Annotated in this window: 20 protein-coding genes and 1 tRNA gene; 5 read left to right on the forward strand and 16 right to left on the reverse strand. The window is 36.0% G+C overall.

The window, feature by feature from the left end:
* Positions 1-56 precede the first annotated feature (56 nt).
* Together groL and AAGD72_RS03125 are read right to left on the reverse strand one after the other, a co-directional pair.
* Complete coding sequence (gene groL, locus AAGD72_RS03120) at positions 57-1,706, reverse strand: chaperonin GroEL (protein WP_341815096.1); 1,650 nt, start codon at positions 1,704-1,706, stop codon at positions 57-59.
* Between the two features lie 100 nt (positions 1,707-1,806).
* Positions 1,807-2,088: a co-chaperone GroES gene (locus AAGD72_RS03125; protein ID WP_341815117.1), complete on the reverse strand. Its 282-nt coding sequence runs from the start codon at positions 2,086-2,088 to the stop codon at positions 1,807-1,809.
* Between the two features lie 167 nt (positions 2,089-2,255).
* Between AAGD72_RS03125 and AAGD72_RS03130 the strand changes: the two genes are divergently transcribed.
* Positions 2,256-3,062 (forward strand): folate-binding protein, encoded by an 807-nt coding sequence (locus AAGD72_RS03130; protein WP_341815097.1) that lies wholly within the window; start codon positions 2,256-2,258, stop codon positions 3,060-3,062.
* A 926-nt stretch (positions 3,063-3,988) separates the two neighbouring features.
* On the opposite strand, the gene recJ is transcribed toward AAGD72_RS03130, so the two are convergent.
* The 3 genes from recJ to AAGD72_RS03145 form a co-directional block, all read right to left on the reverse strand.
* Positions 3,989-5,728: a single-stranded-DNA-specific exonuclease RecJ gene (recJ, locus tag AAGD72_RS03135; protein WP_341815098.1), complete on the reverse strand. Its 1,740-nt coding sequence runs from the start codon at positions 5,726-5,728 to the stop codon at positions 3,989-3,991.
* Positions 5,729-5,788: 60 nt separating this feature from the next.
* Complete coding sequence (locus AAGD72_RS03140) at positions 5,789-6,022, reverse strand: hypothetical protein (RefSeq protein WP_010962507.1); 234 nt, start codon at positions 6,020-6,022, stop codon at positions 5,789-5,791.
* Positions 6,023-6,659: 637 nt separating this feature from the next.
* The gene (locus AAGD72_RS03145) at positions 6,660-7,880 is read right to left on the reverse strand and encodes a cbb3-type cytochrome c oxidase subunit I (protein WP_341815118.1); all 1,221 of its coding nucleotides are present in this window, start codon (positions 7,878-7,880) and stop codon (positions 6,660-6,662) included.
* On the opposite strand from AAGD72_RS03145, the gene AAGD72_RS03150 reads away from it, so the two are divergent.
* Positions 7,792-7,998, forward strand: coding sequence for a hypothetical protein (locus tag AAGD72_RS03150; RefSeq protein WP_236718462.1), 207 nt, complete (start codon positions 7,792-7,794; stop codon positions 7,996-7,998). The two genes, AAGD72_RS03145 and AAGD72_RS03150, sit on opposite strands and share 89 nt — an antisense overlap.
* Here AAGD72_RS03150 and AAGD72_RS03155 read toward each other — a convergent pair.
* From AAGD72_RS03155 to AAGD72_RS03180, 6 genes are all read right to left on the reverse strand, one after another.
* Positions 7,954-9,249, reverse strand: coding sequence for a Na+/H+ antiporter NhaC family protein (locus AAGD72_RS03155; protein WP_341815099.1), 1,296 nt, complete (start codon positions 9,247-9,249; stop codon positions 7,954-7,956). The genes AAGD72_RS03150 and AAGD72_RS03155 overlap by 45 nt on opposite strands.
* A gap of 283 nt (positions 9,250-9,532) precedes the next feature.
* Complete coding sequence (gene lon / locus AAGD72_RS03160) at positions 9,533-11,986, reverse strand: endopeptidase La (protein WP_141456951.1); 2,454 nt, start codon at positions 11,984-11,986, stop codon at positions 9,533-9,535.
* A 15-nt stretch (positions 11,987-12,001) separates the two neighbouring features.
* Positions 12,002-13,279, reverse strand: coding sequence for an ATP-dependent Clp protease ATP-binding subunit ClpX (gene clpX / locus AAGD72_RS03165; protein ID WP_006279985.1), 1,278 nt, complete (start codon positions 13,277-13,279; stop codon positions 12,002-12,004).
* Entirely contained in the window at positions 13,279-13,905 is a 627-nt protein-coding gene (gene clpP / locus AAGD72_RS03170; protein ID WP_006280254.1) for an ATP-dependent Clp endopeptidase proteolytic subunit ClpP, read from the reverse strand. The genes clpX and clpP overlap by 1 nt, the downstream gene beginning before the upstream one ends.
* A gap of 11 nt (positions 13,906-13,916) precedes the next feature.
* Positions 13,917-15,251 (reverse strand): trigger factor, encoded by a 1,335-nt coding sequence (tig, locus tag AAGD72_RS03175; protein ID WP_151808083.1) that lies wholly within the window; start codon positions 15,249-15,251, stop codon positions 13,917-13,919.
* A 158-nt stretch (positions 15,252-15,409) separates the two neighbouring features.
* A tRNA-Leu gene (locus AAGD72_RS03180) sits at positions 15,410-15,491 on the reverse strand.
* Positions 15,492-15,631: 140 nt separating this feature from the next.
* Between AAGD72_RS03180 and AAGD72_RS03185 the strand changes: the two genes are divergently transcribed.
* Together AAGD72_RS03185 and gshB are read left to right on the forward strand one after the other, a co-directional pair.
* A complete protein-coding gene (locus AAGD72_RS03185; RefSeq protein WP_006279461.1) occupies positions 15,632-16,228 on the forward strand; it encodes a BON domain-containing protein in 597 nt (198 codons plus the stop codon).
* Positions 16,229-16,288: 60 nt separating this feature from the next.
* Positions 16,289-17,218: a glutathione synthase gene (gshB, locus tag AAGD72_RS03190; RefSeq protein ID WP_007549071.1), complete on the forward strand. Its 930-nt coding sequence runs from the start codon at positions 16,289-16,291 to the stop codon at positions 17,216-17,218.
* On the opposite strand, the gene murG is transcribed toward gshB, so the two are convergent.
* On the reverse strand, positions 17,203-18,234 hold the full coding sequence (gene murG, locus AAGD72_RS03195) for an undecaprenyldiphospho-muramoylpentapeptide beta-N-acetylglucosaminyltransferase (protein WP_007549072.1): 1,032 nt from the start codon (positions 18,232-18,234) through the stop codon (positions 17,203-17,205). The genes gshB and murG overlap by 16 nt on opposite strands.
* 69 nt (positions 18,235-18,303) lie before the next feature.
* Between murG and AAGD72_RS03200 the strand changes: the two genes are divergently transcribed.
* Complete coding sequence (locus tag AAGD72_RS03200; protein WP_006279962.1) at positions 18,304-18,696, forward strand: hypothetical protein; 393 nt, start codon at positions 18,304-18,306, stop codon at positions 18,694-18,696.
* 5 nt (positions 18,697-18,701) lie between these two features.
* Here the strand turns inward: AAGD72_RS03200 and lpdA are convergent, their stop codons facing one another.
* From lpdA to AAGD72_RS03220, 4 genes are all read right to left on the reverse strand, one after another.
* Complete coding sequence (lpdA, locus tag AAGD72_RS03205) at positions 18,702-20,075, reverse strand: dihydrolipoyl dehydrogenase (RefSeq protein ID WP_151807945.1); 1,374 nt, start codon at positions 20,073-20,075, stop codon at positions 18,702-18,704.
* 75 nt (positions 20,076-20,150) lie between these two features.
* Complete coding sequence (locus tag AAGD72_RS03210) at positions 20,151-20,456, reverse strand: transposase (protein ID WP_051062205.1); 306 nt, start codon at positions 20,454-20,456, stop codon at positions 20,151-20,153.
* A gap of 448 nt (positions 20,457-20,904) precedes the next feature.
* On the reverse strand, positions 20,905-21,072 hold the full coding sequence (locus AAGD72_RS03215) for a hypothetical protein (RefSeq protein WP_182319366.1): 168 nt from the start codon (positions 21,070-21,072) through the stop codon (positions 20,905-20,907).
* 514 nt (positions 21,073-21,586) lie between these two features.
* Positions 21,587-22,376, reverse strand: a protein-coding gene (locus AAGD72_RS03220; RefSeq protein WP_341814566.1) for an IS5 family transposase whose coding sequence is annotated in 2 segments (ribosomal slippage) — positions 21,587-22,114 and positions 22,116-22,376 — 789 coding nt in all. Because the reading frame shifts where the segments join, the coding sequence is not laid out codon by codon here.
* Positions 22,377-23,069 lie beyond the last annotated feature (693 nt).

Consider the following 23,069-nt stretch of genomic DNA (forward strand, 5'->3'; position numbering starts at 1 on the left):
AAATGTGAGATTTTTTGGAACTACCGTGGAGCAATTGCTCCACGGTTTCATTCTACTTAGAATCCACCCATGCCACTCATTTCTTCTGCACCCATAGGAGATGAAGCATTTTCTTTGCTTGGTACATCAACTATCATAGATTCAGTAGTTATCAGCACACTCGCAACAGATACCGCTGTTTCAAAAGCAATACGCACCACTTTTGCTGGATCAATCACACCAGCTGTAAATGCATTAGCGTAATTCATAGCCTCAACGTTGTATATAAGCTCTTTATCATTCTGCTTAATCAAATAGTCAATTATAACAGCAGATTCAAGACCAGCATTTTTAACTAACCTTCTAATTGGAGCACTGAGAACTTTCTTGATAATGTTTATGCCTATTTGCTCTTCGTCACTTGCACCTTTTAATTTGTCGAGAACAGATGAAGCATAAAGAAGCGCAACTCCACCACCTGGAACTATGCCTTCTTCAATTGCAGCTCTTGTTGCATGCAGCGCATCTTCGACTCTATCTCTACGTTCTTTAACTTCCACTTCAGTTGCTCCACCAACTTTGAGCACAGCAACGCCACCTGATAATTTCGCTAAACGTTCTCTTAGCTTTTCTTTATCATAATCAGAAGTTGAAGTTTCAATTTGAGATTTAATCTGTTCGATTCTAGCTTTCACACTGTCAGAATCGCTATTTTCGCTGACAACTGTGGTATTATCTTTAGTAATTTTAACATTTTTAGCCGTACCAAGATCATCAAGCGTGAGATCTTCCATCTTGATTCCAAGTTCATCTTTTATGACGTACTTAGCACCAGTTAAAGTTGCTATGTCTTCGAGCATCTCCTTTCTTCTGTCACCAAAACCTGGAGCTTTTACTGCAGCAACTTTTAAACCACCACGCAATTTATTGATAACTAAAGTGCTTAATGCTTCACCTTCGATATCCTCTGCAATAATAACCAAAGGTTTACCAGATTTAACAATAGCTTCAAGAATAGGAAGTAAAGGTTGAATAATATTTAATTTTTTCTCTGTAATTAATAGATAAGGATTATCAAGCTCCACGATCATTTTTTCATTATTTGTAATAAAATACGGAGAGAGATAACCGCGATCAAATTGCATGCCAGTAGTCAGCTCAACTTCTAACTCTTTTGAACCTTTACTCTCTTCAACAGTTATTACACCCTCTTTTCCAACTTTTTTCACGGAATCAGCGATACTGTTACCTATATCCTTATCACCATTTGCAGAGATTATTGCAACTTGTGCCACTTCGTCTATTTTCTCTAGAGAAATTGTACGAGACATTGACGCAATTTCCTTTAATATTACATCTTTTGCCTTCTGTATTCCGTTTTTAATACCAACACGATCGTTTCCAGCAGCAATTGATTTTGAAGCTTCCATTATCATGTTGCTAGTTAGTATTGAGCACGTTGTTGTACCATCACCAACTTTATCGTTACATTGAGAACAACTTTGTGCAAAGATGCTTGCTATCGCAGCGTTTAATGGTTTTTCAGGCTTGATACCCTTCATCACCTTATAACCATCTTTTGTAATTTCTGGTGCTCCATAGGGCTTATTAATCCCTACTGTTTTTCCTCTAGGTCCCGCAGTTATTGCCACCGTTGAGTCTACTATTGCTGCGACTTCACGAAAGGCTTCTTGCAACTGCTCACCTGATACTACTACATTAGTCATTTTTATCACCTCTTGTTAATAAAAAATTTAGAAAACTATAATAAAATCATTCACAATGCGTCATGTTGCGCTTTGTTTAAGTTTAGTAAAATAAAGACTGCTACTTAATGACAGCAAGTATATCGGATTCCTTCATCACGATAAGCTTCTCATTATTATGTTCTATTTCTGTACCAGCCCATTGGCGATAGAACACTTTATCACCAGCTTTCACAGTTAAAGTTACGCGTTCGCCACTTGAATTGCGTGAACCTTCACCAATTGCTATAACTTCACCTTTAGTAGGTTTCTTTTCAGCACTTGATGGAAGCACAATTCCACCTTGCTTTTCTTCGCTAATAGGCTTGACCAGCACGCTATCATCTAATACATTTAAACTTATACTTGACATTTGTTTTTCCTCATCAACAAATTAACTTATAAGTTTATATATATATACTCGTAAGTTAGATTTCAAGGGCTGGAGCTTGTAAAATATGCACGCCAAAAGCAGTTTCTAAAAAAGCCTAATGTTATATAATAAAATTTAGATTTATTTATAGAGATTTCATGAGTTATATACCATTTTTAAGTCGTGGTGTGATAGTGCTATATGGGCCTGACACTAGAGATTTTCTGCAGGGTATTATAACCAATGATATTAATAAGTTGGATAGCCAAAAAGCCATTTACTCTTTATTGCTTAGCCCTCAGGGAAAATATCTATATGATTTTTTTCTTATTGAATATGGTAAATACACCCTCTTAGAGTGCGAAAACATGCACTTGCAGCAAATAATCGAGAAACTGGATTTGCTTAAAACTTACTTGAGAGTGAAGATTAAAGACGTTAGCGCACTATATAAGGTTGGAGTTTTGTTTAATACTAAGTTGGCGGAGTGTAGTGGTAAGTCACAAGTTATTTTTCAAGATCCAAGGCACAAGCTGCTAGGAATGAGGATCATACATAAAGATGAAATAAAAGAGCCGGTTGGGGATTTTACTCAGTATGAAAAAGTTAGAATTCAAAATCTCGTTCCAGATGGAGCGAAAGATATGGTGCAGAATTCATCGTTTCCGCTGCAATTTTTAATCGATAAGGTAAACGGTATAAGCTTTAATAAGGGGTGTTATATAGGTCAGGAAGTTGTAAATCGAATGAGCAGACAAGAAATATTCAGAAGAAAACTTTACCTTGTTGAGGGGGATAACGCACTTCCAGATATTGGCACTAAAGTGACAAATGAAAACAATGAGGAAATAGGGGAACTGCGCTCTAGTGTAGACAACATTGGACTTGCATTGCTTAATACTGGAAAGAGCTATGCAAATTTATATGCTGGTGGGGTCAGGTGCGTTAAGACGTTGAAGTCTTAAGGTAGCCCATATAGAAACGAAAAACTTACTTGACAAACCTCGCCAGCCCCCTTATCATGAAACTGAAGCTATTTATTTATCTTCGCAATCTGCAGATTAAAACGACAAAGGGAACTTTGTATTTGGCGTAAATCATGCTTAATTTTTTGCACTATGTGCACCTCATGTCTTTATAAAACTTTTAGGTTTCTACCTATACAAGCAGAAACGCGCTTATAAAGCGTTCAAGACATCAAAAGACGTCAAATAGAACAAGGGAGAATTTGAATACTGGCTACCCTGGGGATTCTTTGCCTTTTTTTTCTGCCTAGTAAATTTCTTAAACATTTATAGCTAAGGTTAGTTGCATTTAAAAGCAACTGAATCGCGGTTATTAAGTGTTTAGAATAAAAAAACGCCATACTTGAAAGTATAATGTAAGTAATTAGCCAACCACGGGGCTTCTTTTGCCTTTTTTTTCATTTGGTAAATTTCTTAATGTTTGTAGCTAAACGACAACCGTCATCCCGCTGCTTGTTAGCGGGATCTCTTGTTAGCGCCGCGGCGGTATGACGGTTCGTGGCGGCGTGACGATAAGCTCGTCATCCCACTGCTTGTTAGCGGGATCTAGAGATACCGCGAATGAATCGCGGTATGACGGTTCGCGGCGGTATGACGGTTCGCAGTGGCATGACGATAAGCTCGTCATCCCGCTACTTGTTAGCGGCTAAGAGATACCGCGAATGAATCGCGGTATGACGGTTAAGTAGGGTGTCATCCCAGTGTCACGCACTGGGATGACATTATAGGAGCACTGGGATGACACCCTCTTGGATGGAAATCAGTGTCAGATAATTTCATGACACCATTTGTTGTAAACTCACTTCATTCTTGATTTTTTGGTTTATCTTGTCTACCTATTTTGCCACTCTGCTGAACAGATACACTCAACTAATGGTCAATACATCTTCTATTAAAAATTGTACAAATTCATTGCCATTCCAGTAATTCATAGAGATTTTACCCAAAATAGCTTTAACATTACCCTGCATGATAGCAGAGCCAAGATGAGTATTTGCAGAACGAAATGCAATAGCTCTTACCATAACATTATCATCAGCAATAAAACATTTTATATGGTCAACTCCTATAACTTCAGGCTTTCTTATCTTTGCTCCTTGGATAATAAACCTTGGTTCAGGATTTCCAACTCCAAATGGTCCCAAGCGTTGCAATTGATTCCATAAAGACAAATTTATTGCTTTAGCAGTTACTATACTATCAGCTTTTAAAGTTTTCTCATTTATAGAATTTGAAAATCTTTCAGTAAAAAAATCATGCAAATCATTTATTTTGTCTTCTTTAATTGAAAATCCTGCCGCCATACTATGGCCACCACCTTCAATAATCAAATTTATAAACTTTGCGGAAAGGACTGCAGCACCGATATCAACTCCCAAAATTGATCTACAGCTTGCTTTTCCTATTCCATTATTTAAAGATATCACTACTGTTGGCAAGTGAAACTGCTCCTTTAGCCTTGATGCAATTATACCAATTATTCCCTGGTGCCAATTGCCACTTATCATTATAAAATTCGCACCTGATTGGGCAGACTTTTCCGCTTGTGCTGTAGCTTCCAAGAGAGCCTCATTTTCTAACACTTTTCTTGCATTATTCAAATCTATTAATTTTAGCGCGATTGAATGTGCCTCTTCATCATCATCGGTGGAAAGCAACCTTGCACCAAGCGATGCTTCTCCAATTCTTCCTCCAGCATTTATGCATGGCCCAATACTAAACCCTAATCGAGAAACACTTGGTTTTTCAAGGATTCCCAAAGCATCAAATAAAACACGCAAGCCAACGTTTTTTCTTGTTGACATAACTTTTAATCCTTGTGAGACAAGTGCTCTATTGAGGCCTGTGATCTGCATAACATCACAGACAGTTCCCAGGGCAACCAAATCCAACAGATCAAATAAATCTGGTTCTTTTTTGTTGGTAAAAAATCCTTGCTCACGTAGGCTTTTATTAAGAGCAACAATTAGCAGAAATGACACTCCAACTGCTGCTAGGTTATTATAAGGAGAGCTCTCATCAAGGCGGTTTGGATTCACAATTGCTACGGCGCTTGGTAATTTTTCCGTACCAAGGTGATGGTCAACAACTATAATATCAAGACCAAAAGCCTTTGCATCTTCTATTGGTTGATATGCAAGCGTACCACAATCAACGGAAATACATAAATCAATTCCATTCTTTTTAAGTTGTAATAAAGCATCTGTGTTTAATCCATAACCCTCATCAACACGATCTGGAATGTAGATTATAGAGTGTATATCGATTGCTCTCAGGTACCTGTTAATCAATGCTGACGACGTTGCACCATCAACATCATAGTCACCAAATATTGCAAGGTTTTCATCATTTTTTATTGCCCGTATTATACGAGAAACAGCTTTATCCATATCAAGAAGGTGAAAGGGATCTGGTAATAGCGATCTGATTAGTGGATATAAGAAGTCGCTTGCATTTTCTATGTTAACACCACGAGTAACCAATATTATTGCTAATATTTCTGGTAACTCAAATCTCTGTGTAAGAGTTAAGATTTGCCTTTGATCTGCTTCTTGCAACTTCCACAATGCATTTGTTATGCTGCGCTTTTCAATTTCAAGTAGCATATTCTTTCTTTGTAAATAAAACTACTTTACCAGAATTTTTAAGCTTGTTCTATAATTGTATTAGACTTCTGCATAACCTAAACTAAGTAGAAAAAAGGTATCATCTAAGTAGCTGACACTGGTCTCCATCCAAGAGGGCAGTAGCCCCTTCGGTGTCATTCCAGCGCGTGACCAGGTCTTTTTAGCTATCATAGGATGACAGAAGCAGACACTCCACTTTGTCGTTCCAGTGCCTCCTTTTTTTGTCATTCCAGTGCCTTGACTATTTGGATCCAGGAAAAAGAATGGTGTCATCCGAGTAGCTGACACTGGGATCCAGGTTGCTCACAAGCAAACTAGTATAGAAAGTGGTTACAACGTTTCCGATGAGATTGCAGAAAGGCTGGATCCCAGTGTCAAGCACTGGGATGACACCCTCCTAGTAGAAACGCTTTTGTAATTGCAACATTCGTGCAATCTTTAGCCATAAACATTAAGAAATTTACCAAATGAAAAAAAAGGCAAAAGAAGCCCCGTGGTTGGCTAATTACTTACATTATACTTTCAAGTATGGCGTTTTTTTATTCTAAATGCTTAATAACCGCGATTCAGTTGCTTTTAAACCGCAACTAATCTAAATTAGAAACATTAAGAAATTTACTAAACAGAAAAAAAGGCAAAAGAAACCCTAGGGTAGCTAGTTATTCACTATCCATTTTTTAAGTTGGCGTTTTTTTATGTTTTAAACGCTTTATAAGCGCGTTTCAGCTTATGTAGGTAGAAGTTTGATAAAGACATAAGGTGCACATAGTGCAAAAAATTAAACATGAGACGCCAGATACGTGAGTTTTTTTGTCATTTAATCTGTACAGAGAAGATAAATAAATAGCTTCAGTTTCATGATAAGGGGGCTGGCGGAGTTTGTCAAGTAAGTTTTTTTTGTTTCTATGGGTCAGTTGGTACGCGCTTTGCCTTTTAACAGATGTAAAAGCACAATTATTACGAACAACATTCCACCAACAACTGATATAGCGCCACCTATAATGAAGCACGTGCGTGCTAACATTGACGAAATGCTTGGCAGATCTGCAACCTTCCTTAAAGCACCATACCCACCAAGCCAAACAAGGCCAGTAATATGGAGAAAATGCCCTACACTGTAGGCATAAATCTGTAATCTTACCATGGAGTTTTTTACCTCTTTAAAGTTTAATTTGGGTAACAGCCAATAAATGAAATTCATAAAAGCTATAGTGATCCCAACTACAGAACCATGGTAATGAGCGGGAATCGTGACATTACCTTCAATAGTCAACACTCCGAGCACATCTCCATAAGTGAACAACAAAAATGAATGTAATAAATAGTTGCTTTTATCATTAGTAAAAGTCCTGATGTTGCAGCACACTAATATTATCAAAAAGCACGGCAAAACTGCTCCAGCAATCCTCATATGCCAAGTAAAAAACTGTATTAACTTGGCACTATCAACTGGATAAACAAAATATACAAACGGTGCGCCTACAGCTAAAATCGTGTTTATAAATAGTGGTAAAATAGTAATTTTATTGCTTGAAGCTAGACTAATATCATTGGAACTTAGCATTATTAAATAGACTAAAAACATTCCTTGAGTAAAAGCAAACTGCAATAAATGTCCGCCTCCCCAAAAGAGATATTCGTAAAATAAATTATTATCTGAGTGATATAGACCTGGAGGCATATTATTATATGCTAAAACAAAGCAAAGAAATGACGATACAAGTATAATAACTAGCCCAATTTGCCCAACAGAGAGAAATGAAACCTCTTTTTTTGATGTGTATGCTAGCATTGTATTTACTAATATACTGGCAATAAATAAACTGAGTCCAAACAAAAATAATTTGTTTTGTAACACGGGAATATAATTACTTTTGATAACTTCAGTGTTTGGAACGAATGCGGATATAAACATGAGCAGCATCGAAAGGGTTGATAGAACCCATGAAAAGTTAAACCAACTATTGGTATTTTGTAGGTTTATGATAAAGAGCAGAGATATTATAGAGCACATCCACACTAAAATTGACAAGTTCACGTGTATTACCAGCGCATTATCAAAAATATATTGTGCAGAAGGAACGAGAGAGGAGATAAAAGGCAATCGTAGAAAAATAACAATTATTGACAGTAACCCAGAGCAAGCAAGGGCACATACTGCTAAGAACATCCATTTTCTACAGAGCGGAGCGTTGTCTTGTATATTAAGCACAATCTTTTTTCTCAATTTTGTTCAATACAATATATAACACTGCAATAATACCTAAAACATAGCAATAGTATACGTGTGGCACGACTGCCAAAGGTGAAACTCCAGCAATAGTGCTAGCCAAAAGCAATTGAGCGCCATACGGTATTAATCCTTGAAATACACAAGAAAATATGCCTAGCCATGCTGCACTATAGCGAGGCGGTATTTCATATTTCTTAGCAATATCTCTAGCAATTTCACCACTAAAAATTATAGCGATGGTGTTATTTGCAAGTAAAATATCAAATATACTGACTATTTTTGCAATAAATAACTGCGCAGTTTTTTGTCCACCACGTTGTATCATAACCCAAGATGAAAGTTTATCTGCAAACTCCTTAGAATTTTTACCTACCAGTCCTGAAAGTCCGCCAACCATCAATGACAGTAGCATAATTTCATGCATACTCATAAACCCTTTGGTGATGTTTTGGCTTAAAAACAATAACCCATAATTGTTGTTATTTATAAATCCAATGATTCCAGCAAAAGTTATGCTTAAAACCAATGCCGTAAATACATTGATTCCAAAGTTTGCAAGCAATATAAGTATGATGTAAGGAGCCACAAGCAATAAAGAATACTCCTTAACTGAAATAGCAGCACTATTGCTTGAGCTATAAAATAATATAATTATTGTGAATATAGAAGCAATTAGTGCCACTTTTGCATTCAGTTTTAATTTTTTCTTTATATCAGCCTTTTGAGACATCACAGATGCAATGGTAGTATCAGAGATAATAGATAAATTGTCGCCAAACATTGCTCCTCCTACAACAGTTGCAACTCCTAAGGAAGGAGAAATCCCAGCTTGTGTCAGTTCAACTGCAATAGGAGCAATTGTTGCAATGGTGCCCATTGATGTACCAATAGCAGTGGAGATGAAAGCTGCTACAAAAAATAATCCTATGAGTAAAAATTGTGTTGGTATAAATGAAAGAGCCAAATTAACTGTGGCATCAGCACTACCGATTGCTTTAGTTACTTCACTGAATGCACCTGCAAGTAAAAAAATGATGCACATAGTGATAATATTACGATCTCTTACCCCATCTAGAAAGGCATACATTTTTTCTTCAGTATTGCCCTTGTATAAAACCCAACCCAGAGCTATGGCAGGAACAATGGCTACCAGTGGAGATAACTGATAAAAAGCATTTGACACGCCAAGAACAGTAAAATATATGCCGCTTCCTACAAAAAGAAATAGGAACAGTAAAATAGGCAAAAAATTTGTAAGATAAAACATACCTCAGCTCTGATAAACGCAAATCAACTATGATATAATCTATATTATTATAAACCACAGTTGGCACCTTGACCAATGTTTTTCTAGAAAGCAATCTACCAGAAAAGATTTCCATGAAAAGGACTATTATAATATATCATCTACTTGAATTAAACTGGGAGATAGAATAAGTAAAAAATATGAATGACATAACAACAAAGCAAGTCATATCCTTATGGGATGCACAAGTTGGTGGATTTTTGCCGGATAAAAGAGAAATGGAGATTGATAATATTTTTTTAATCTAATGCTTCAATGTTTCCGACATAGGAAAAGTATCATCTTTACTTTCTATAGAGGAAGGCACACTATTTTGATTATCATCACCATCAATTGGAGTAGTAGGGTGCATTAAAGCAACTTTCATAACTTCATCAATATTCTTAGCAAAAACTACGTTGATCCCCTCTTTGATGCTTGCCGGAATCTCTTGCATATCTTTCTCATTTTCACTTGGTATAATCACAGTTTTGATTGATCCTCTGAGCGCTGCAAGCAATTTTTCTCTTAAGCCCCCAATAGCTAAAACTCTACCACGCAATGTCACTTCGCCTGTCATAGCAACATTTTTGTTAACTGGTATATTCGTCATAAGAGAAACAATAGACGTACATACCGCGCCGCCAGCAGAAGGGCCATCTTTTGGTACTGCACCCTCAGGTACATGTAAATGTATATCATTATTTTGGAATTTTTCGGGCTTTATACCAAAAAACAAACAATTTGATCGAATATAACTATACGCAGCTTTTATAGATTCTTGCATAACCTCTCCAAGCTTTCCTGTGTATTTTATTTCTCCCTTGCCCGGAATTAGGACTGATTCTATCATCAAAATATCACCACCTGTTTCAGTATAGGCGAGCCCAGTTACTATTCCTACTAAACTCTCATTTTCCGCAATGCCAAAGGTATATTTACGTACCCCTAAATAATCTTGTAAATTGTCAACCCCTACGGATATTTTCTTATTTTTATCAGTCAATATTTCTTTAACTGCCTTTCTCATGAGCTTTGCAAGCTCCCTTTCCATACTCCGCACACCACTTTCACGTGTATATAAACGTATCAACTCGTATAACGCCTCATTAGTTATGTCCCATTCCTTCTGATACAAACCATGCTCCTTCTTTAACTTCGGAATAAGGTGGTGTGTAGCAATACTGATTTTTTCATCTTCAGTATACCCGGACAATTGTATAATTTCCATCCTATCACGCAAAGGATGTGGTAAATTTAAGCTGTTTGCCGTAGCTACAAACATTACACTTGAAAGATCAAACTCAACTTCCAAGTAATGATCCGTAAAGTGTTTATTGTGCTCAGTATCTAAAACCTCAAGTAATGCAGATGCAGGATCGCCACGCGAATCAGAACCCATCTTATCTATTTCATCAAGCAGAAAAAGCGGGTTGCATGAATTAGCTTTTTTCATGTGTTGAATGATTTTACCAGGCATTGAGCCAATATAAGTTTTCCTATGCCCTCGTATCTCAGACTCATCACGCACACCACCAAGAGCTATGCGAACAAAATCTCTTCCTACTGCTCTTGCCATAGACTTAGCTAAAGAAGTTTTACCAACACCTGGCGGTCCAACTAAGCAAAGTATAGGACCTTTTATCTCTTTTACTCTTTTTAATACCGCTAAAAATTCTATTATTCTATCTTTTACTTTCTCTATGCCATAATGATTTTCATCTAAGATTTTCTTAGCTGCATTTAAGTTAATTTTTGCATCTTTGTACTTTCCCCATGGCAACTCAAGCAACCAATGCAAGTAACTAGATATAACTGTAGCTTCAGGAGAAATGGGATTCATTTTCTTGTATCTCTTCAAATCAGTTATAGCTTTCTCTCTTGCTTCCTGAGAAAGCTTTGTTTCATTTATCTTTTTTTCAAATTCATTGAGTATATTCCCTTCATCACCATTCTCAAATTCGCCTAATTCTTTCTGTATAGCTTTCAATTGCTCGTTAAGGTAGTAAACTTTCTGAGTGCTTTCAACTTGCGATTTAATTGTCTTATATAAACGGTTTTGTGCGTTCAAAATACTCATTTCTCTCTCAATAAAAGCAAAAGCTTTTTTTAAACGCTCTTCTGGGTCATAAGCCTCAAGTATACTTTGTTTATCTGATACTTTTATATTTAAATGTGAAGCTACCGTGTCTACAAGTTGATCAACTTCTTTGATTTGATCAATGGAGTTAATGGCAACCTCGGGTTGATTTTTCTTGTTTAGCTTACACCAGCTATCGAACGCGTCTACAACAGACCGCCTTAAAGCTTCTAAATCAATATTGTCTTCATCTTCTTTATAATGATTGTCTAACTCTACCCTGGCTTGTAATAAAGTATGAGAGCTAATATATTCTACAACTCTTCCCCTTCTTATCCCCCGGATTATAACTTTTACTGCATTGTCAGGTAATTTTATTAACGGTTGTACAATGCTTGCTAACACACCTACTTCATAAAGATCTTCAGGCTCTGGATTATCAACAGAGCCATCTTTCTGTGCTACAAGAAAAATCTCATTTTGGTGATTACTACTACTTATTGCATACTCTAGTGCATTAACAGATTTTTCTCTGCCTATGAATAAAGGCACCATTATATTTGGAAAAATTACTACATCTCTTAAAGGTAATACTGGCAATGCAGTAAAACTAGAGCTTACAGCACGTTCAATGTTCATAATATATGCCTCAAATTAATCATTAACCGTTATAACATTGCCATTGTTATTATGATTAACCGTTGCTTTTCCTAATTCTACCATTTTCTTAGTGATTACTATAGTGCTACCTTCAAAGCCTCCGTTTCCAGATGTATACATAATGTCAAGCAAAAGTGACTCCAAGATAGCACGTAACATTCTTGCACCTGTTTTGTAGCTTATAGCCTTTTTAGCAATAGCTGATATTGCTTCATCTGAAAACTCAAGGTTTACTTTGCTAAACGCAAGCAATGCTTTGTACTGTTTTATTAGTGCATTCCTTGGCTCTGTCAACACATGTATTAAATCTTCATGATCCAGCTCATCTAAAACAGCAGTTATTGGAACCCGCCCTACAAATTCGGGTATTAAACCGAATTTGATTAAATCTTCAGGTTGAACATCATGTAAAGCATTCTTTTTCTTTTGCTCTTTAGACTGACTTATATCTGCTCCAAAGCCAACTGACGTTCCCTTTTTTCTCGCTTCAATAATTTTATCGAGGCCTTCAAAAGCTCCTCCACAAATAAACAGTATGTTACTAGTATCCACTTGTATAAACTCTTGTTGTGGGTGTTTTCGCCCTCCTTGTGGCGGAACATAAGCAACTGTACCCTCCATAATCTTAAGCAGAGCTTGCTGGACCCCTTCACCTGAAACGTCACGGGTTATTGAAGTGCTTTCAGATTTTCTTGTAATCTTGTCTATTTCATCTATAAACACTATACCACGCTGTGCTTTTACAACGTCATAATTTGCAGCTTGTAATAAACGCGACAACACGCTTTCTACATCATCACCCACATAACCTGCCTCAGTTAAAGTTGTCGCATCAGCCATAGCAAATGGCACATCTGAAACTTTAGCAAGTGTTTTGGCTAGCAAAGTCTTACCAGAACCAGTGGGACCAATAAGCATTATATTTGACTTCTCGATTTCAATATCACTTATAGCATGAAATTGTACCATGGATTGACAATGGTTATACATAGCTACAGATAAAACGTGTTGCGCGTGTTCTTGACCTACAACATGCTTGCTGAGAAAGTTTTTTATATCCTCAGGTTTCTTTAGTAATAGCTTCATATCAGATATACGATCTGAATTAAAAGATCTATCTTTCTTTTGACTTATTGCTTTATGGGATAATTCTATGCACTCATTACAAATAAACACCTTTAAACCATCCGAAGAGTTAGTAATCAATTTATCTACTTCATCTTGCGCCTTGTTGCAAAAAGAACAGTAGTGTAAATCATTATTGTTATCCATTAACCCACCTTTTGTTTAACTTTAATATTTTCAATTTCAATATCTGTACGCTCAGCTATCACCCTGTCAATTAAGCCAATTTTCCTTGCTTCTTCAGGATCCATGAATTTATCTCTTTCCATCATTCCTTCAATTTTCTTCAGTGAATTTCCAGTATGTTTTTCATAAATTTGATTTAGTTTTTTCTTAACTCGCAAAATTTCATTAGCATGTATTTCTATATCAGTTGCTTGACCATGATAACCACCAGATGGCTGATGTATCATAATTCTTGAATGAGGTAGAGAGTAGCGCTTACCTTTTGTACCAGCTGCAAGCAATAAAGAACCCATAGACGCAGCTTGACCTATACATAAAGTTGAAACGTCTGGGTTTATATACTGCATTGTATCGTAGATCGACAAACCAGCAGTTACAACACCACCTGGTGAGTTGATGTACATACAAATGTCTTTATCGGGATTTTCCGATTCTAAAAATAAAAGCTGTGCTACTATTACACTGGCCATATTGTCTTCAATAGGACCTGTTACAAAAATTATTCTTTCTTTCACTAGTCTTGAATATATGTCATAAGCGCGCTCACCGCGACTAGTTTGTTCAACTACAATTGGTATAAGAGTCATACCTTTTCCTATTAAATATTATCAAATAATTCCTTTAATTCTTTCACAGAAACAATCTGCTCTTCTTTACTAACTTTTTCTATTATATAATCTGTCACTTTATACTCAAGCGCTTGCCCTCTAACTAATTCTTGAAATTGTTTATTTGATTCAAAATGCTTAAGTACTCTGTCAAATTGCACATCTTTACTGACATATTGATTTACAATAACACTCAAAACATCATTTTGAGTTAATGATATTTTATGTTCTGCACTAAATTTCATAAATAACATAGCAAGCTTTACACGTTTTTCAGCTTCTTTACGAGAATCATTTTGAGCACCCAATTCTCCTTCCATTCTTTGTTGCTCCTGTTTTACTATGTCTGTGGGTAAATCAAAACTATAATTAGCATCCAAATAATCAAACAGCTCCTTTTTAATTAAGAGATTTCTCATTTCGGTGCACTGATCACCAATCATTTTTTTTGCATGATTTATTAGCAAAGAATAATCTTTAAACCCAATACTCTTAGCTATTTCATCATCATTTTCAAAATCTTTGGCAATTTGAATCTCATTAACTCGCACAGAAAAATCAGCTTCCTGTCCTGCAAGGGAAATGGCTTGGTAATTTTCAGGAAATTTCAACTTAAAGTTCTTTGTTTCTCCCTTTTTCATACCAGTTAATTGATCTTCAAAACCATTAATAAATGTGCCAGACCCTAAATTAACGGCAAAATTTTTGCTACTTCCACCTTGAAAGAGCTTATTCCTAATCCGCCCTTCAAAATCAATTATCAATTTATCCCCATCTTTCGCTTGATAAGAAGCATCATCAACAGAGGCAAAATTGGGGAACTTTGTTTTGATAGAATCAATAAATTCTTTTATATCTTCCTCTTCAATCTTTGCTTCAATTTTCTTTAAGTTTATTTTGTCAAGATCTATCATCGGTACTTCAGGCATCGACTCAAAAGATAGCTTGTATACAAAATTGCCCTCCTCATTTTCTTTGCCCAGATCTGGTAATGATATAACATCAACCTTAGGATAAATGTGAGACTTGACTTCAATTTTTTTCATCAAATCACTTGAGCAATAATCAATTGTATTATTTATCACATATTCCAAAGCCTCGTTTTTATAATTTGCAACAACAAGGTCATAGGGCATCTTTCCAGCCCTAAATCCAGGTGATTTTGCATTTTCTGCTATCTCTTGCAACCTGGAATTTACCTTTTGTTTTATATAATCACTACCAACTGTGATTTCATACTCATACTTTAGTTTATCTATACTAAGCTCTTTGTAGGTATATACGCTACTTACTTCGACTGTATTTTGAGGTATATTATTAGACATCATAATTCATTTATTAACATTTTAATTCATATCTTAATAGAGTCATTTTACCAGAATTTAAGTTAAACACAATCCTTAAGAACAGGTTTTTACACAAACAAAAGTGTATTTAGTGATTATAAATTTTCCCTTAAAACCTAAGTTACATGACTTTAAAGTGCGGATAGAGGGACTTGAACCCCCACGAGCAAGCTCACCAGGACCTAAACCTGGCACGTCTACCAATTCCGCCATATCCGCAAGAAATTTTCAGTACCCTATTATAGGTATTCCATTAAAAATATTCAAGGTTTAAAGTCTTACTTAATTTATGGTATTTACACAATCAAAAAAGCTTATTAACATTTCTTAATGAAAGCTCTAAACCCTGAAAATCAATAATGAGATTAATAACAAGCTTCTTACTCGCAATTTTTTTGATTACACAAAGTGGTTGCACAACCCTTATAATAGGTGGTGTGGTGGCTACAGCGACAGCAACAGCAATAACAATGCAGGACAAATCCTTGGGAAATATCATTGATGATACGACTATGGTCATCAGAATTAATAAGGGGCTCTTAAAACATGGGCTATTTTCATCCATAAAGGTTAAAGTAAGTGAAGGAAGAGTATTGCTCATTGGAAGTGTTGACACTCCTGAAAAACAACTTACAGCAGAAAAAATAGCTTGGCAGCAAAAAGAAATTAAAGAAGTGATAAATGAAATAAGAGTAATACCAATTCAAATGGCTTCCATGCTAGACACCACTGTAGATGGCATGATAACAGCGGAAATAAGAACAAGACTCCTGGGAAAAAGAAATATTAAGTCAATTAATTATAGCGTTAATACGGTTGATAGAGTTGTTTATTTGATGGGTATAGCCCAAAATAAAGCGGAATTAAAAGCTGTAATAGCAATTGCAAGAAAAGTAAAGGGAGTAAAACAAGTTGTAAGTTATGTACGATATAGGTACAGTAAGTTACGCCATTAGGCAAAAATCGCTTTCAAATTATAACATTTGTACAATTGTGACAATAGGTAGAGAACATAAATGAAAGTTGCCTTTCAGATGGATGAAAATATAAATTTTGAAACTGACACTACATTCGTGCTAATAAAGGAAGCACAAAGGAGGAAGCACGAAGTTTTTGTCTATGCTCCTAACAATTTAGCACTAAAGCTAAACCATCCAATTGCTCTGGCTCAGAAAGTCAGCGTTGATGATTTTAGTTTTATCTCTAAAGAGGATGTAGCAATCAACTTGAATGAAATGGACATCATATTTATCAGACAGGATCCACCCTTTGATATGCGTTATATTACAACAACATATATCTTAGAAAAAACCAGCGCATTGGTAATTAACAATCCAACAGAAATAAGAAATTGTCCTGAAAAATTGATAACTTCATTATTTCCAGAGCTAATTCCGCCAACTTTGATTACTGAAAATATATCAATGATTAGAGATTTCTACTACAACTATCAAGATATTATTCTGAAGCCATTGTATAGTTATGGAGGAAACGATGTGATAAGAATACAAGATGAGAATAGTATTCAAGTAGTAGTGGATCTCATGATAGCAAAATACGAATGCCCTGTGATTGCACAATCATTTTGTAAAAACATAGATAAAGATAAAAGAATATTGCTACTTTATGGCCAACCAATTGGTGTAATGAAACGAATTCCAAAAATCAGTGGAGAGATCAGAACAAACATGCGACTTGGAGCAAGTTTTGAGCCCGCTCAAATGAACGATAGAAACAATGAAATATGTAACAAAATTGGTCCTGAATTAAAGAAAAGAGGGCTAATATTTGTTGGTATTGATATTATAGATGACTTCCTGCTCGAAATTAACACAACTTCACCCACGGGAGTAGTTTATATCAATAAATTGTATAATATATCGCTAGAAAAGGATCTTTGGGACGTGTTTGAAGAAAAAGCAAGCAGCCATCAACTAAACCTGTGAACAATCACCTTAACAAACTCAGTAGTCCCATTCTTTATCCCTGTTTTTTCTGTACTATTGGTCATATCACGCAATTTTTGAGAATTATTTAATAGATCAAATAGTACCTCTGTTAGATTTTTTTTTGCTTCACTATTCTGCTTAACTATTATAGCTGCTCTCGAGTCTTCAATATATTTTGCGTTATAAAATTGGTGATTATCTTTTGAGTAAGGGTAAGGAATATATATAGCAGAACGCCTAGCAAGAGTGATCTCTGCTATTGAAGTTGCTCCTGCTCTGCTAATTACCAAGTGAGCATTGGCCAGTCTATTCTCCATATCATCAAAAAATTCACTCAATTCACAATCGATCTTTTCACTTTTGTATAGACTTTTGACCTTGTTTACATTTTTCTTCGTACATTGCTGCGTCACTCTAATTTTCTTTTTCATTTTAATAGGTAAATCACAAATTACGCTGCTTACTACATCATCAAAAAAATTTGCACCTTGGCTGCCTGCTATGACCAATATATTTAGGATTTTCTCAGTGCTAGAATGGCTCTGTGCTTTTATATCAACAAAATTTCCTGTAAAAATACATTTATTGCCCTCTGCATATTTAGTCTCCGGAAAGCTGGTTGCAATTAATTTTGCACTCTTGAAAAAGAATCTATTTACTCTCCCTAAAACTGTGTTTTGTTCATGTAAAATTATAGGTATAGAAAGAACTCTTGCTGCAAGAAGAGTTGGAAAAGAAGCATAGCTACCAAAACCAATGACCGATTTTGGTTTTAATTTTCTTACTTGATACAGTGCTAACATAGAGCTGTATATCAAGAAAAGGAAAAACTTAAATTTGTTGCTGCTTGGTCTACGTAATGGTAAGGTGTAGCTTTCTATGTCGGTATTTTTATTTGTTTTTTTATCAGTGAATAATATGCAATTGTATCCTTGTGTCTTTAGTGCTTTTGCTAAAGCTATGGCCGGAAAGATATGCCCACCTGTGCCACCTGTTGCTAAAATAATATCCATCTGTAAATAATAAATCCTAGATTGTTAACTGTTATTTAACAATTTGCACGTAGAATTTTATTAAGCGTTATGATAGTTGAGTTAAAAATGCCTAAAAGTAATAGTAAAAAAGAACCTAATGAGAAAAATAAACCTCAAGAACAAAGAGAAGGCAGAAGCGGAGGTTTTTTAGAACTGCTAAAAAATATAATAAAAATTCTTTTCAATTCGGTCGTTGACCTACCTGAGCACGAGCAGCATAATAAAATGAAAAGCACTAATCTACAACAAGGTTTGGATACTAAAGGAAAAGGCCCAGAAGATCTTCATCCAAAGGCAAAGCTTGAAGTTAAAGAAGCAGCTAAGGGATTGAAAGAAGAGTTACAGAATTCTGATGCTGGTGGTAATCAATCTATTGAAACTAAAGTGCCTAATCAAACTACTACTCAAGACATTGACAACTCTAAAACGATGGAACGTTAGTTCAACTATTTAACATCTGCAGCAAGCACTGATTCATGTATCATCTCTGAAATGGTTGGATGAGGAAAAATCGTAGATTTTATGTCGAAGTCTGTTCCTTCTAGTTGCTTTGCAAGAGCAAAATTGCTAATTAACTCCGTTACTTCTGCACCTATCATGTGGCTACCCAGAATTTCTCCGGTTTTTTTATCTATAATCGTTTTCACTAACCCTTCAGTTTCACTGAGTGCAACAGACTTACCATTAAAGTTAGAGTGAAATTTTCCTATTTTTATATCATACCCACCTTTTATTGCCTGTTCCTCAGTAAGGCCGATGCTCGCTATTTGTGGATGAGAATAAGTGCAATTTGGTATGCATTCTTTTTTTAACGCATGAGCATTTTTACCAGCAATCTTTTCAATGCAGATCACGGCTTCATGGCTCGCTTTATGTGCTAAACATGGTGGGCCAGCTACATCACCTATTGCATACACATTTGATTCACTAGTTTCATACCATTCATTCGTTTCAATAAAGCCAGAAGGGCTTAATTTAATTTTTGTATTTTCTAAACCTATATTTTCAATATTTGCTTGAATTCCAACCGCAACAATCACCCTCTCAAATTCTTTGCTCTCACCACTACTTAGTAGCACTTGAGCAGAGTCTTTACTTTTAGTAAGAGCTTTTACGCTACTGCTTGTATATATTTCTATCCCCTGTTTTGTGAATATTTCTTGTGCTAAATCTGAAATGTCCTTATCCTCCAGCGGCAAAATAGTGCTCTTTATCTCTATGATTGTTACATCAACACCCAAAGTACTATAAAAACTTGCAAATTCTATTCCAATTGCACCAGACCCTATAATTAGTAGCGATTTTGGTAATCTCTCTGGAGTCATAGCGTGCTGCGCATTCCATATTAAATCTCCATCTGCCTCTATTCCAGGCAGATTCCGTGCCCTCACGCCTGTTGCTAAAATGATATGCTTGGAAACAATTTCTTGTTCTTCCTTATCGCTAACGACTTTTATAGTACCATTGCCTGCAAGTTTACCAAAACCTTGATGAACTTTGATATTATTTTTTTTCATCAAATATGCAACACCGCTTGACAATTTATCAACAACGTTTCTTGAGTATTTCACTATTGATTGTATATCAAAATTCGCTCCCTTTACTTCTATACCAAACTCTTTTGATCTTTTTATTAGCCTATAAACCTCAGATGCTCTAAGCAGTGATTTTGTTGGTATACATCCCCAATTTAAGCATATACCGCCTAAATTTTTTTCTTTTTCCACAATTGCAGTTTTAAACCCAAGCTGTGCCGCCCTAATTGCCGCTATATAACCACCAGGACCGCTACCTATAACCGTAATATCATACTCATTCATCAGTTTTCTTCGTATTCAAAAAGATTATATATAACAGATGGAACCCATACAATCAATGGTCTGTCATCTACCGTCTTAAGAGTCAAGATAAAAGTTGTTATTTTTTATCATGGCATTTAAACAAACGATAATTTTTCTCATGACAGCAACTAATGCAACCTTAGCAGCTTTGCCAGAATCAACCAAACGCTGATAAAACGCTTTCATTTTTCTGTTGTGGCGCATAGCAACAAGAGCTGACATGTATAGTGCTTTCCTTGCATAAAACCTGCCTCCTTTGATTTGAGCTTTGCCAACTTTTCTTCCACTTTCACTAGTTTTAGGTGCAACTCCAACTAAGCATGCAATTTCTCTATTCTCTAATCTACCAAGCTCAGGCACCTCTGTCAGTAGAACGCTCGCCGTCTTTGACCAATACCTTTATAGCTGATTAAAAGCTCATTTTTTCCTTTCAATTCAGGGTCAGAATCTATTGTGTCTTCTATGTCTTGCCTAATTTCTTTCAATTGTTTTTCAGCAAACCCTATCTGTCTTTCTATGTATTCTCTAGCTTTTCCCGTCGCACTTTGCAGGCGACACTTGTTTGCATGAATTGCATCATTTAAATTACGCTCAACTGCCCCCAGCTCCTTTAATTCCTCTTGCTTTTGTGAAATTATACATCCTTTTACTTCACCGTCTTTACTGACAAATTCAGCGTATTTTTCCAGTAATTTAGCATCTAACTTGTCAGTTTTTGCAAAATGATTGCAAGCTTTGGCAAATGCATATACCCGATTCGGGTGAGCTTTATGGACAGTTATCTTGCAACAATTTTATAATGAGCTTTTCATAGCCACCAGTTTACACATAACTTGATGGGTAAATCGACTATATTTGTTTCTATAAACTTAGATATAGCATCACTCACGTTTGCTATGCGCTTATGCTTGCCATTAATTGAGATGTCCAATGCTTCCTTGGAAACATCTACTCCCATGAAAATTATTCTAGCCATTTTTGTACCTATAAATATAATCAAACAATAATGCAAAATGCTGTATACAGGATTGTAATTCGATCTTTTAGATCCACCTACCGTTCGTACTACATTTTGCTTTAAGCCTTACTATTACCCACAAATAAAAACATAGTATTGTATTTACTCAAATAATTTAATTTTATTAACCTGAAAGCTTATTAGATTAAAATTATTAAACTAAGAGTTATAATTTTAGCAACTAAAAGCTGTAAATTGCACCATATAAACAGTTATTTCAAGCAAAAGTTATGCCATTAAGAGCTATGCAACAAACATTTATATTTGTGGGTAATAGTAAGATCTAAATCCGATAGAGCATTGTTGGCACACCATCAAAAGTCGCCTCAGACCTCTAATGCATCAATGTACAGACTTACACCTTTTAGTTGGTAATACCATTTTAGACGTTTATCATTCGTTTTAGAAAATACTATAGTAGCGGAATGACGAATTTTTGTTTTTCAAATTGTCAGTAAATCTAAGAACCTGTTTAAAATCTTCGTAATAGGAGAGAAATGAAGGAAAGGACAATCATTTGCAAGCTGGTATTGAGTTTACGTTCGCAATTTTTCCATAGCCGTCTACACTTTTCTAACCAAGCAAAAGAACGCTCAACAACCCATCTCTTTGGCAATACAACAAAAGAATGTAATTCACTGCGCTTTATTACCTCAACAGTTGCACCAATAATATCTTTTATTTGGGTTGCAAAAATTTTTCCTGTGTAGCCTGCATCAACCAATATATTTTTGACTTCAGAAAGGGTATCTTTAGCATTTTCAACCATTCTTACAGCGCTACTACGATCAGTTACTTCTGCTGTTGTTACATAAATTGCATGTGGTAGACCTTGAGTATCAACTGCAATATGACGCTTTATGCCTGAAATCTTTTTACCTGCATCATAGCCCTTTTTTTCAGCAGTATCTGTGTTTTTAACACTTTGAGCATCAATTATACAGAAGCTAGTTTTCTCTTTCCGACCATTGTTGATACGGATCTCTCCAACCAATTTTTTTTAAAACTAATTCCAACAAACTTGGTTCTTCTCCATTCTTTTTATTCCACATTTGAAAATAGTAATATACGCTTTCCCACCTTGGAAAATCTTTTGGCAACATTCTCCACTGGCAACCACTTTTTAGGACGTATAACACTGTACGAAATACATCATACAAATCAAGTTTTCTTGGTCTCGTTTTCTTCCTGCTACTCTCTAGTATTGGTCTGATTTTTTCAAATTGCTCTCGACTCATATCACTTGGATAATTTTTACGCATAGATATACCTCATTCTTAATCTACCACTATTTTACCTCATCTCTCCGAGATTTTAAACAGGTTCTAACAAGCAGCGGGATGACGAATTACTTAACCATCATTACACCGTCATACCGCGATTCATTCGCGGTATCTCTTAACATAGATCCCTTACTTAACCGTCATACCTTAACATAGATCCCGCTAACAAGCAGCGGGATGACGAATTACTTAACCATCATTACACCGTCATACCGCGATTCATTCGCGGTATCTCTTAACATAGATCCCCTACTATACCTTAACATAGATCCCGCTAACAAGCAGCGGGATGACGAGCTTATCGTCACGCCGCCGCGAACCGTCATACCGCGATTCATTCGCGGTATCTCTAGATCCCGCTAACAAGCAGCGGGATGACGAATTACTTAACCATCATCTACACCGTCATACCGCGATTCATTCGCGGTATCTCAAAGCATAGATCCCGCTAACACGTAGCGGGATGACGAGCTTATCGTCACGTCGCCGCGAACCGTCATACCGCGGTTCATTCGCGGTATCTCTTAACATAGATCCCCTACTATACCTTAACATAGATCCCGCTAACAAGTAGCGGAATGACAACAATCCTACGTCATACCACCGCGGCGCTAACAAGAGATCCCGCTAACAAGCAGCGGGATACTTAGGGATGACGGTTGTTGTTTAGCT

This window comes from Wolbachia endosymbiont (group A) of Chalcis sispes (assembly GCF_964026765.1).
In the GTDB taxonomy this organism is placed as follows: Bacteria; Pseudomonadota; Alphaproteobacteria; order Rickettsiales; family Anaplasmataceae; genus Wolbachia; species Wolbachia pipientis.